This is a genomic window from Pseudoalteromonas spongiae UST010723-006 (assembly GCF_000238255.3).
Classification (GTDB): domain Bacteria; phylum Pseudomonadota; class Gammaproteobacteria; order Enterobacterales; family Alteromonadaceae; genus Pseudoalteromonas; species Pseudoalteromonas spongiae.
In genome coordinates, this window is the sequence record NZ_CP011039.1 from 1329943 (window position 1) to 1343108 (window position 13166).

A 13166-nucleotide genomic window follows, 5' to 3' on the forward strand; every position below is an offset into this window, starting at 1 on the left:
ACAAAAAACAAGCGTGTCACGTTAGCTTTTTACTCTTTCATAGTCAGCCGCTTTTATTTAAATTAATATAAGGTAAACCAATTAGTTAGTTTGTTCTTAAAATGCTGCATATTATTCAATCAAACCGTATGGAAGCGCTTCAGCTTCACTTATCTCAGTCGCTGATGCACAGCCCCAATCCGAGCATTTTTAATAAAGAACAAGTATTGGTGCAATCACCCGGTATGGCGCAGTGGCTAAAAGTGTTGATTGCCGAGCAGCATGGTGTCACTGGGCAAATCGATTATGTGTTGCCTTCAAGTTATATTTGGCGTTTATATCAAAGCTTGTTGTCAGATGTGCCACAAGAATCGTCATTTAACAAAAATAATATGGCGTGGAAGCTATTTAATATTTTACCTAATTGTTTAGAACAAGCGGAATTTGCACTGTTAAAACAGTACTTGGTGGATACGCAAACAGCGCTCGATAACGATACGCGATTATTTAGTTTGTGCGAAAAAATTGCCGATGCCTTTGACCAATATTTAATGTATCGACCAGTCTGGTTAGAGAGCTGGCAGCAGGGCGATGACGAACTTGCCGATGTCGATATATCAATTGCACCGTGGCAGCCCATATTATGGCGAAAACTAGTTGAGCATACGAAAACACTTGGACAAAACCCATATCACCGTGCGAATCTGCATCAAGATTTAATTGCATCTCTAAACCAAAATGCAATTAATTTATCTCATCAAAATTTATACATATTTGGCTTGTCTGCCATTCCCAGTCAGCAACTTGAAGTGTTTCAGGCATTAGCCAAGCATATTGATGTGTACATTTATTTATGTAACCCAAGTAAACACTACTGGGGCGATGTGGTTGATGAAAAAACCAAAGCGAAAATTATTGCCAATTATGACGTTAAACCAAATATTGATGCCGAAGGCGAGGACTATTACATTGTAGGTAATCCACTTTTGGCATCATGGGGTAAACTAGGGCGCGAATATTTAGAGCAGCTGGTGGAATTAGATGCACAGTGGACTGATATATTTATTGAAGCGTTTGATGAGAATTTACTGGGTCAATTACAACAGGAAATTTTTGAATTAGCGTTTAAAGGCATGCCGCTTGCTAGTGACCCAACTTGGTTTGTATCAGATGAGGGCAAGTTAACTTATAGTGAAAACAAAGGCTATTCGTCGTTTCAGTTTGCGCGCTGCCATAATGCACTTAGAGAAGTAGAAGCGCTGCACGACCATTTGTTGAACTTATTTAGTGCTGACGATAGCTTATCACCGCGCGATATTATTGTGATGATGCCTGATTCGGGACAGTACAGCCCATATATTGAGGCGGTATTTGGCAGTGCAAAAGACAACCGTTACATTCCATTTGCGATTTCTGACTTAGGTGTTGAGCAAGAAAAACCAATCGTAAACAGCTTTATTAAACTTGCTGATTTAGGCGCGTGCCGTTTTTATGTATCTGATATTTTGGACTTATTACAAGTTGACGAAATCTCAACAAAGTTTGAAATTTCGAGCGAAGAACTCAATCAAATTGGTTATTGGTTAGAGCAGGTTAATATTCGCTGGGGCATTGATGGCGAACATAAGGGCGAATTTAACCAACCTAAAATTGCCATTAACAGTTGGCGACAGGGGTTATCGCGCTTAATACTGGGGTTTGCCAGCAAAGACGAAAACACCGAATTTAACCAGTTATTTGCCGCCGATCAAGTTGAAGGCATGGCAGTTGAAACGCTGGCTAAATTAATTCGTTTTTTTGATGCACTTGAACAAACGCAAAAAGAGTTAAAAGCCAGTGGCAACTTAGCTGATAAAGTAAAGCAGTTGCAACAACTTACAATGCGCTTTTACGCAAGTGATATAAGCCAAAATAACGATTTAGGCTTTGTACAAAAAGCACTCGAACACGTTTTGCAGCACTTTGAAAACAATGATCATACTGGCGCGGTATCACAAGTGCTAATGGTGCATATTCTCAAGCAGCAACTGATGCAAAAAGGGGTTGGCCAGCGCTTTTTTATGGGCCAGGTAAACTTTTGTACTTTAATGCCTATGCGTGCAGTGCCCTTTAAAGTGGTGTGTATTTTAGGCTTGAATGATGGTGATTATCCGCGCACTGTGCAGCCACTGGGATTTGATTTACTTCAGCACAGCAAACCACAAAAAGGTGACCGTTCACGTAAAATGGACGACCGTTACTTGTTTTTAGAAGCAATTTTAAGTGCCCGTGAACATCTGTATCTAAGCTATATCGGTAATTCGTGTGTGGATAATTCGGAGCGTTTACCGAGTGTTTTAGTCAGTGAATTAACAGACTATTTATCCCGAGTGTTTGAGCACGGTAAAGATAGACTAATTGAATCGTTAACGGTTAGACACTACTTGCAGCCGTTTAATCCTGCGTATTATCAACAATCGCACCTGCAAAGCTATAACCCGATTTGGTTACCAAAACAAACGCCTGCAACGGGTCAAAACGAACCGTTAGTTGCAGATATCGACACGCAAGTTGATTTAGCGCTGTTTATTCAGCAATTACTTGCACCACAGCAATCGTTTTACCGCTCCACCATTGGTGCACGATTAGGTGACTATCAATTTAATAATCAAGATGACGAAACCTTTGCCTTAGACGGTTTAACGCGTTATCGCTATTTGCAAGAAATTATCGAGCGCGATTATCTCAGTAATGCCCCTAATTTAGCGGCAATTATTGCAAGGGGCGATTTACCGCAAGGTGCGGGTGCCGAACTCGCGTTCGATAACATGGTGAATACTGTAGAGCCTTTGTTGATGGAGTTAAAGCGCCATCAGATTATTACAGGTGATGAAACACCCATTGAGTCAACACGTGTTGATTTGTCACTATCAATGTTGAGAATAAGTGGGGCATTAAAACCTGTATCGTTGGCGACGCAATATTTGTATCGCCCAACAGCTAAATTAAAAGCAAAAGATAAAATTGCCGGGTATTTATATCACCTTGCGGGCTCAGCCAGTGGTGATGTAAACAGCACCGTGTTTTTATCTCTTGATGGCTATATTGAATACCAGCAACTGAACCAAGACGAGGCATTAAGTCAGCTTGAAAAATGGGGTGAGCTATATCTCTGTATGTTTACTCGACCGTTGCCACTGTTTGCGACGACTGGATTTAGCTATTTGCAAAAACGCGATTTTGCCGCGGCCGAAAACACGTTTTCAGGTGCCTCGTTTGTTGGTCAAAACGAATTGAGCGATCCGTATATTGCGCTTGATTTTACCTCCCTAGAAAGTGTCGCTGAAGAGTTTATTGAATTAACCGAAACCTATCTTGCACCGATAGACGCCATTATTACGGAGCATAAATATGCAAAATCTTAAACCTATGGCGATGCCGCTGTGCGGCGCAAACTTAATTGAGGCAAGCGCGGGTACCGGTAAAACGTATACCATCACAGCACTATATTTACGGTTACTACTTGGCTTTACTCAAGAGGGCAAACGTACAACGCCGCTCAGTATTGAACAGATTTTAGTTGTAACGTTTACCGAAGCGGCCACCGCGGAAATTAAAGACAGGGTAAGGCAGCGTTTAATTACCTTGCGTGACACACTGCTGGGTAAAGAAACCAATGATCAGGTAGTTAACGAGTTAGTAAGCCAAATAGATGATAGCCACAGTGCGTTTTATCAAATCGACAGTGCAGTTAAATCGCTCGATGATGCCGCCATTTTTACGATTCATGGTTTTTGTCAACGTATGCTTAAACAACATGCGTTTGAATCAGGAATGGCGTTTAATTTGCAATTTATTATGGATCAGAGTGAATTGCTTGAGACCGCGATTAAAGATTTTTGGCGTCAATTTGTTTTTCCACTTGAAAAGCAGAGCTACGCGGCGGTAACCAGCTGTTTTGCATCACCGGATGTATTACTTAAAAATTTATTTGGATTATTGAGCCGTACAGGCGTTGAAATTACGCCGCATTATACCTTTGAGCAAGCGCTTTCGTTACAAAATGCCCTTTATGAGACTACAAGTACGCTTAAACAGCAGATCTTAGCGCAAGAATTTATCGGCTTTATTGAAAACACGCCGTTTAAAAAATCAAAGCCCATTGCGAGCAGTAAAAACTTAGCATTATTAAACGCCTATTGCCAAAGTGATGAGGTCATTTTTGAAGGCGCATCAAAACGTTCGTTTGAAATCTGGGGTGAGCAAGCATTTGCGGATAAAGGCAATTATTTAAAAGATAAAACACCGGTTAGCCATCAACTTGCAACCTTATTTGATGAAGCGGCAACGCTAAAAGCACAGGCCGAAGCAGCATTGCCAGTGTCGATTTTAATTAGTGCGTATCACTACCTTGTTGATTGGTTACTCAGTGAAAAACAAAAGCATCAGCTGATTAATCCGGATGATTTATTACAAAATTTAAGTTTAGCGCTTGAAACTAACACAAGTGGTGAGCTGGCGAATGCAATTTTAAGCCAGTACCCGGTTGCACTAATCGATGAATTCCAAGATACCGATCCTATTCAATACGGTATATTTGCCAATATTTATTTAAACAATAACAGCGTATCACATAACGACAACGCATTGATTATGATTGGCGATCCTAAGCAAGCTATTTATGGATTTCGTGGCGCTGATATTTTTACCTACATTGACGCCAAGCGCCAAGTACCGTTAGAAAGTCATTACACACTGGATACTAACTATCGTTCTTCGCAGCAAATTGTTGATGGTGTAAACAGTATTTTCGCTAACAAAGACGATAGTTTTATTTTTAATAAAGACATTCCATTTAGCAAAGTAAAGGCGTTTGGTAAAAGCAGCGAGTTGGGATTATTTGTTAATGAAGAAAGTAAGTCGGGTATTCATTTTTGTGTATTCGATGAACTCGATGACACCGTGGCTAAAGGACAAGGGGATAATCACCTTGCTAACATTTGCGCCTCGCAAATTGCCGAACTATTAATTGATGCCGCAGCGGGACGTGCCAAATTGGAAGGTGACGCGTTAAAGGCAAGCGATATTGCGGTACTCGTCAGGGATCGCAACCAAGCAAATTCAATTAAAAGCGCCCTTTATAAATGTGGCGTTGCCAGTGTGTTTTTATCGCGCGATAGTGTGTTTGAAACGCCACTCGCGAGTCACTTATTGACTTTTCTTTCTGCGCTTATTACCCCCTACAATGAAGCGATTTTTCGCGGCGTTTTAGTGGGACCGCTGTTTGCGCTAAATTATTCACAAGTGCATGCATTAACGCAAAATACCAATGCATGGGAAGAAACCTTAGAACACTTTGCCGAGCTAAAATTGTTATTACAGCAAAAAGGCGTAATGGCGGTGATCGAATCATTAGTCGAATTAAATGCGCTTCCGAGTCGTTGGCAGCAAAAAGGCTGGGATGTACCACGCTTGCTAACGGATATTCGGCATTTAGGTGAATTATTACAGCAAAAACAGCTGGCGCTGAACAGTTATCATCGTTTACTGCATTGGCTTTATGATCAAATTACTAAATTCGCGGCAGAAGGTTCGCAACTGCGTCTAGAAACCGATCAACAACTGGTGAACATTGTAACCATGCACGGCTCAAAAGGGCTGGAATACCCTGTTGTGTATATGCCGTTTGTTGCAAGCTTTAGAGAAAATAACGATGCGGTTTATCATAAAGACGATGGCACACTTATTTATGATTTAGCGCCTGACGATGACGCGAAAGCGCTGGCAAGTAAAGAAAGTCTTGCTGAGGACTTACGCCTTTTATATGTTGCGCTAACGCGCGCGGTACATTATTTAGTGGTGGGCTTATACAACTGTAAAGATGGCCGCAGTAAAACCCCAGGTATTGCAAAAACGCCTTTAGGGCATTTGTTACTTGATAAAGATGATATTGATACGGGGCATGACTGGTATAGCCAATTGCGCGGATTTTGCGATAGCCATAGTGGTTTAAGCGCGTCACTTTATAGTGCACCAGAATCGCCGGTAGTGTTACCTCAAGCAGCCAACACGTTTGATCAATTATTGGTTAAACAAAAAACGAAAAGCGTACCAAATAAATGGCGACTTTCGAGTTTTTCATCATTAACTAAGTCGTCTCATGGCGATAGCAGCTCGTTTGATTACAAGCAAGGTGCTAATGATGAAATGCATTTACTCGATTGGCAAGAGAGCACTACTGCAATCGTACAAAATGAGTTTAGCTTTCCAAAAGGCGCCAATGCCGGTAGTTGCTTACACGCCATTATGGAAGAGATTGATTTTAACGCTGCTGAACAGCCAGTTTTCGAGCAAAAAGAACCGCTTGCAGATGTTGTGGAAAAGCAGTTACTCGCATATCAAATAGATGATGGTTGGAAGGAGGTTGTTGAAAACTGGATTAAACAGTTATTAGCTAAGCCACTAGCGCCACTTGCCATATCAATGGAACAGTTAGATATGACGCAGTGCCTAATCGAAATGGAGTTTATGCTGCCAGTAAACGAATTAGTGACCCGCAAACTTAACGATATTTTGTTAGTACAGAGTCGCGACCATTTTACACCGCTTACAAGCGCTACCATAAGCGGCATGCTGAAAGGTTTTATCGATTTAATCTTTTGTTTTGATGGCCGTTACTTTGTGCTCGATTATAAGTCGAATTATTTAGGCGATAGCGGCGAAGATTATAATCAAGACAATATGGAAACTGTGATGAGTTCACATCACTACCATTTGCAATACTTACTCTACACGGTAGCGTTACACCGTTTGTTAAAACAACGCATTGCTAATTACGACATTCACACCCATTTAGGGGGCAGCCTTTACTTATTTATGCGCGGTATGCCAACGGGTAATGGCGTGTATTACAAAGCACCCGATGTTGAGCAAGTGCTTGCATTAGATAGCTTATTTGATAAGGGGACATTCAATGCGTGAACTACTTATTGAATATGACAAAATCGATCAGTTTGACCTTAATCTGGCGAGCATATTAGTACCAGATATCGATTCTAAAATATTTTACCTAGTACTGTTATTAAGCCGTGCGGTGCGCTCTCAGCACTCATGTTTACCGCTTGAAAGCATTGATAAAGACGACCCGTTTAATCTTGCTCTCACTGAATATGGTAAAAAGCAGTCGCCATTTACAACTGATGATGACTTTTGTGCACTTTTGCAGGTACACCACAGCGTAGGGGAGCAACAGCCACTTCGTTTGTTTGCAAAACACCTGTATTTTGCTCGCTATGATGATTATGAGCGTGAGTTTGTAGAGGCGGTAAAGGCAAGAAATGCACTTTCTACTACCCTCGATTTAACTGAGTTGGGTAATTTGCTGTCGCATTATTTTAAAGACTCAGAGGCCCTTGACTGGCAAAAAGTGGCCTGCGCCGTAGCCTGCTTAAAACGTTTTTGTATTATTTCTGGTGGACCGGGTACAGGTAAAACCACCACAGTAACTAAATTGTTGGCAATTCTACAATCGCTCTACAGCAAGGTACCACTAAAAGTGCAACTTGTTGCGCCAACAGGCAAAGCCGCGGCGAGACTGAGTGAATCGATTGCAGGTGCAAAGCAACACTTGAATATTGATTCGCAAATTGCAAAGCATATTCCAGACACAGCGCAAACCTTGCACCGTTTGTTGGGGGTGATCCATTTATCTAACAAGTTTCGCCACAATCGACAAAACCCGCTCGACGTGGACTTAGTGATTTTAGATGAAGCCTCGATGGTTGATTTAGCCATGTTAGCTAAACTATTTGATGCATTACCAAGTCATGCGCGAGTTATTTTATTAGGTGACAAAGACCAATTATCGTCGGTTGATACGGGTAATGTACTGTCAGATTTATGTCGCCCGTTAACGTTAGGTGTCGATCATAATTACACACCAGAGACGGCAAAAGCCCTTGCGCAGCTACTTAATATGCCAATGAATGCGGCAAAACCAACCTTGTATGAGCTCAACGATAACCTTGCTTATTTGCAAGTTAGCCACCGTTTTAAAACCGACAGCGGCATAGGGCGATTAGCAAAAGCGGTTAATAGCAATGATTTGAATGCCCTGAATGAGGTATATCACTCAAACAGTGCAGATTTGATGTTTAGCTCGCTTGAGACTGATTTTAAGGGATTTATTGACCGTGCAGCCGAGCGCTACAGTGTTTATCTTGCAGCAATACGCAATGGCGACAGCATTCGCGACATTCATTTAGCGTTCGCAAACTACCAAGTCCTGTGTGCAACGCGTGTTGGGCCGTATGGTACCAACGAACTCAATATGAAAATTGAGAAACAGCTTGGCCAGCAGCAGTTAATTAAACGCACTGGTAATTTTTATATTGGTATGCCAATTATGATCAGCGAAAACAATTACCAGCTTAATTTATTTAACGGTGATATTGGCATTATCATCGAAGACGAAAACGGTCGATTGATGGCGAGCTTTATTGACGATCAAGGTGCTGAACGCGTGATTTCAACAACCCGTTTACCGCAATTTGATACTGTTTATGCAATGACAATTCATAAATCGCAAGGCTCTGAATTTAAACATGTTGCTATGTTACTACCAGTTAATTCACCGGTACTCAATCGACAGTTGGTATACACAGGCATTACGCGTGCGAAAGAATCGTTTGAATTGGTATCGTTAGCGGGAGGCTTAGAGCGCGCCATGGCACGCACAGTATCGCGATACTCAGGTCTGTATGCGCGTTTTCAACGTAATGAACGCTAGATAGAAAAAGCGCACAAAAGATAACTAGGGTTTAACTTGAACTGGCGACTTATGACCTACTTTTTTGAAAGTAAGTCGCTAACAGCAAGGTTAGCGGCAAATATCGTTTAAAGTTTTATCTGATAGGTCGATAGCAAGTTAGGAGCGAGGTTAAAAAGGAACGCGAAGGCATATTAAAACTTGGTAACGATTATGCATAGTTTAACTAAGTGTGCCAAACAGGTATGTTGGTATAACACCGATACTACTATGAGGGTTCTATTATGATTAGTCGTGAATATTGTAAAGCATTAGAGTTGAAAGTTTTTAAAACGTCTAAACAGGTACGCAGTTTAAAAGGGCAGTTGTTCTTTTTTCGATTACTTTCAATGGTATTCATGATGTTGTTTATTATTGGCAACATTAATTAGCAAAACGAATATGACGTTAATACTCGAGTTAATGGTTTGAGTTTTCGTTAAGGGTGTTCACGCTAACGCGTCATTTTCTTAACGAAAACTACCACGAACAGGGCTAGAGAGAAGCTACCGCAAAAAGCTTCGACAGCGGCGATAAATCGGGAATAGCCAAGGGGCGTTATGTCACCGTATCCTAAGGTTGTAAAGGTCACTACACTAAAGTAAAGGCTGTTAACCAGCGCCATTAAATTTTCTTGCGTGTTTTGCGTTGAACTGAACTGAATTGTGTCACCATTAAAACTTACGCCAAACGTAAAGTAACCTAGAGCGCAAAGCAGAATCAGCATCATCGAAAAGAAAATAACGTTTACAGGGCGCTCGCCATAGCCGCACAAGATATCGAAAAACTTAGAGGCAATGCGATGTCTTGAAAATTTGGGATATTGATGCCTGCGCATAATCAGTACTTTGTGATTGAATTTGCCTGATAGCTCTAACAGTCCTTGATTCTCTGCGGCATTTCGAAGATCGCGATAGATCTCTTCAGATTGTTCAAAATAATCCAATGCTTTGTCACTGTCGTTTTGTTTTTCAGCTTTTCGCGCAAGATTTTCTTGCAATAAGGTGTGCCCTAACTTCATATTGTCGATACGTGCACCGACTAGTTTGATGCCAAGTAGGTTTGTTCCCTCTAATTTGGCACAATGTAAATTGGCATCACGTAAATCGGCTTTCATCAGTGACGCATCACGAATACAGGTATTGTAAAGATGCGCGTTTTGCATATTTGCGCGATAAAAGTTGCTGTACGATAGGTCGAAATTTTCACCGTGGTGATTGACTAGGTTAAGCCCGGTAAGGTCAGCTCGTTTTAGCTGTAAGCCTTTTAATAAGCCGCCGCGTTTGGCATAGCGCTCTAATTTTTCTGTTAACGCTAAGCCACTTTTATCGTATTTTTGATCGTGCCAAAAACAATAGCCGCCACCCATATCAAGCTCACGACATTGCTCGTTTTCAGGCGATACATATTTACATTTTGGTGCATTGCTCATAGATCAAAAATATCAGATATTGAATTCTTTAAGCCTAGCACTTAGCTAAGGTTTTGCTAATTTGATTGTGAATAAAGTTTAGCTAACTTGTTGTATTCAAACTTAAGATCTTCAAGTCGTTTAGCGTGTTGACGCGGCAATGCCATACCTTCGACCAAGCGAAAATTACTGCGACATTTTTCCAAAATAACATCGGCTGCTTGATTTGCTCGAGGCAAAAGCTGTAATAGGGCTTGCAGTAAGTTAAGTGCGCTCCCCGTATTCATAGGTGCGTATTTAAGTGCCATTTCAAATTGCTCAATAGCGTTTTGAAAATCGCCTTGTTTATACAGCTCAATGCCACGGACATTATGCTGCTCAAACTCGGTCTGATGATTTGCAAGCGACTCGTTACGCTCTTGTAATTGCTTAAGGGTTTGCCCATCGCATTCGTTCAGTCCTTTGTATTTTTCAAGCTGCGCGTTGGCATCGTCAAATTCACCTAAATCAAATAGTGCCATAACAGAATCAGGCAATACGGAGCTACTTAATGATTGTTCAGCAATATAAGGCGCTATCATTTTTTTCGCATCTAAAAAGTCGCCTTCACTGACACTTAATCGCGCTTCGCAAAAGGTATTAAACTCTTTAAACAATGCATGTTGCTTTGTAACGGTAGGGTCGTTTTGTGCTTGACGCAAACTCCCTTTAATTTGATTACTTAGGTCAGCTTTTTCTTCTTTTGAGTTAGCCAAATGGAGTTGGCTGAACATGGCACGAATGTAGTTAAACTGATAATCAATATGGGCAAATGCGGTGCCTTTAGACATGGCGAGCAGGGTGCCGTGGGCTTTAATAAGCGCCTCAAGATCGTTGTTAGCTTGCGCGATTTCAGCGAAGGTTTTTTGCCTCGCAAATGAATGCGGTGAAATATTGCAACTTTGCTCGATAAGGAAAAGCGATTCTTTCCCTTGATCAATATGGTTTAAACATAAGGCTTTAATATCTAAGGCATCGATATTAAAGCGGTTTTGCCCGAGTAATTCGTCACAAATACGAATCGCTTTGCCGTACTGCGCCAAAAACATGCAAGTTTGTGCCATATAAGTTAGCGCCCAAGTGGGCCGTGCTGTTGCTAAAATATTACCAAGTAATTCAAAGGCATTTTGGTATTGCCCTAAATCAAAGTAGATCTGACAGACACGTTTATAACAAAATTGGGCATTACGCGGCTTATCTTTGGCTATTTTTAAGTAAATTTGCACAGCGGCTTCTAGTTGGCCGTCTTCGATTGCCTGATTCGCGTCAAAAAATAGCTTCTTTTTGTTGGAGAGCTTACTTAAGCGTGTTTTTAACATACCACTTGAAAACGGCTTAATTAAATAATCGTCAGGCTCAATTTCAAGTACCGACAAAACAACTGAACGAGTACTTTCCCCTGTAACTAAAATGGAAATACTGTGGCGAGATAATTTGTTTAAATACTTAAGCTCTTCTAAAAACTGTTTACCATTTCGGCCTTGTCCAAGGTTATAATCGATAAACACAATATCAACAGAATCTTTGTCAATTTTATTAAGCGCGGCTTCGCCGGAATCGTAAAATGAGACATTATTGGCGCCCAGTTGTATCAACATACCTTTAAGCAGTTGTTGGAACGATTTCTGGTCATCAATAATTAAAATGGACTTATCTTTGAGTGGATTTTCGCTGTTTTGACTCATTTATATACAGATTAGCGCTAGATTCTTATAACTATAGCAAGTTAACCACAATAGAAAATAATGTCGATCAAATATCAGTTAAAACGTAGTAAAAATCGTAAAACACTCGCTATAAAAATTAAAGCAAAAGAAGTGTTTGTTTATGCCCCTATGCATTTAAAACAAGACTTTATTGAACAATGGTTAATGCAAAAACAAGGTTGGATTAATAAGCACTTAGAAAAGCAGATTAAACGTGTTGATGTAGCGTCGGTATTAACGCAAAAAACACTCACTATTTTAGGTGAAGAGATCAATTTAATATTTGTAGAAGGGCAGGTAAAAAGTAACGTTGAATTAGTTGACGGGGTACTGTCTATTAACACATCGCGACGAGTAAAAAATGTAAGTGATAAGCAGCTGGCATTAATCGCTGATTTTGCAAAAAATAAACTTACTAATTATTGCAGCGCCAAGGCGCAGAGATTGGCAAAGCAAATCAAGGAGTCATTTCACAGTGTAAGTGTTAAACATGTGCGCAGTCGTTGGGGCGCATGTGATTCGAGACGACGATTACAATTTAATTTGCAGCTAGTAAGTGCACCGTTATGGGTAATTGAATATGTTGTTGCACATGAGGTAGCGCATTTAAAAGTGATGGATCATAGCCGTAGGTTTTGGCATACGGTTGAGAGTATCTATCCAGATTATCGAAAAGCTGAACACTGGCTTAAAGAAAACGGATATAAATTGGATGTATTTAAACTTGAATAGATTTAGATGAGCTTCAGAAAGAAAGTGGTGGAGGGGGACGGATTCGAACCATCGAAGGCAATGCCGTCAGATTTACAGTCTGATCCCTTTGGCCGCTCGGGAACCCCTCCACTGAAGTAGGCGCAATATTAGTGAAGCTTTATCTTACTGTAAAGCACTTTTTATAAAAAAGTGGTCAACCGCTCAAAATGCAATCATAACTGCTAAATTTCATACAAAACCACTCAAAGTAACCGCCAAAAGCATTTTTGTTATTCATATTTGATGTTCGTGACACATAGGGACACAAGTTAATTTGTTTAGTTGGAAAAGAATAATTTATGTTAGGCAGTAACGTTCAATTATTTGTTAACGTAATCGAGCGTTATTTTACGCGTTGTGAATACAGGCATTTTTGATAACGAGTTGGTCAGTGTATTTTGTGTGTTGAAATTTAAATTATAGGTATGTAATTAATCGCTAAGTGAGTATCAATAAGATAAATAGTTTGACTTAGCACCAGATAACATTTCAC

Annotated in this window: 6 protein-coding genes and 1 tRNA gene; 4 read left to right on the forward strand and 3 right to left on the reverse strand. The window is 40.6% G+C overall.

The window, feature by feature from the left end:
* Positions 1–101: 101 nt before the first annotated feature.
* Genes recC through recD form a run of 3 tightly spaced genes read left to right on the forward strand, consistent with a single transcriptional unit; the run spans position 102 to position 8746 of the window.
* Entirely contained in the window at positions 102–3383 is a 3282-nt protein-coding gene (gene recC, locus PSPO_RS06285; protein WP_010560285.1) for an exodeoxyribonuclease V subunit gamma, read from the forward strand.
* Positions 3370–6939, forward strand: coding sequence for an exodeoxyribonuclease V subunit beta (gene recB / locus PSPO_RS06290; RefSeq protein WP_010560284.1), 3570 nt, complete (start codon positions 3370–3372; stop codon positions 6937–6939). Before recC ends, recB begins: the two co-directional genes overlap by 14 nt.
* Entirely contained in the window at positions 6932–8746 is a 1815-nt protein-coding gene (recD, locus tag PSPO_RS06295; RefSeq protein ID WP_010560283.1) for an exodeoxyribonuclease V subunit alpha, read from the forward strand. The genes recB and recD overlap by 8 nt, the downstream gene beginning before the upstream one ends.
* A 472-nt stretch (positions 8747–9218) precedes the next feature.
* Here recD and PSPO_RS06300 read toward each other — a convergent pair whose 3' ends face one another.
* A complete protein-coding gene (locus PSPO_RS06300) occupies positions 9219–10196 on the reverse strand; it encodes a pentapeptide repeat-containing protein (protein WP_010560282.1) in 978 nt (325 codons plus the stop codon).
* 56 nt (positions 10197–10252) lie between these two features.
* On the reverse strand, positions 10253–11899 hold the full coding sequence (locus PSPO_RS06305; RefSeq protein ID WP_010560281.1) for a response regulator: 1647 nt from the start codon (positions 11897–11899) through the stop codon (positions 10253–10255).
* Between the two features lie 60 nt (positions 11900–11959).
* On the opposite strand from PSPO_RS06305, the gene PSPO_RS06310 reads away from it, so the two are divergent.
* A complete protein-coding gene (locus PSPO_RS06310) occupies positions 11960–12652 on the forward strand; it encodes a M48 family metallopeptidase (RefSeq protein ID WP_010560280.1) in 693 nt (230 codons plus the stop codon).
* A 25-nt stretch (positions 12653–12677) separates the two neighbouring features.
* Here the strand turns inward: PSPO_RS06310 and PSPO_RS06315 are convergent.
* Positions 12678–12762 (reverse strand) — tRNA-Tyr (locus PSPO_RS06315).
* Positions 12763–13166 lie beyond the last annotated feature (404 nt).

Bases quoted from the DNA above. Each gene is read 5' to 3' on its own strand.
- recC (WP_010560285.1), top strand. From the start codon at position 102: ATGCTGCATATTATTCAATCAAACCGTATGGAAGCGCTTCAGCTTCAC.
- recB (WP_010560284.1), top strand. From the start codon at position 3,370: ATGCAAAATCTTAAACCTATGGCGATGCCGCTGTGCGGCGCAAACTTA.
- recD (WP_010560283.1), top strand. From the start codon at position 6,932: ATGCGTGAACTACTTATTGAATATGACAAAATCGATCAGTTTGACCTT.
- PSPO_RS06300 (WP_010560282.1), bottom strand. From the start codon at position 10,196: ATGAGCAATGCACCAAAATGTAAATATGTATCGCCTGAAAACGAGCAA.
- PSPO_RS06305 (WP_010560281.1), bottom strand. From the start codon at position 11,899: ATGAGTCAAAACAGCGAAAATCCACTCAAAGATAAGTCCATTTTAATT.
- PSPO_RS06310 (WP_010560280.1), top strand. From the start codon at position 11,960: ATGTCGATCAAATATCAGTTAAAACGTAGTAAAAATCGTAAAACACTC.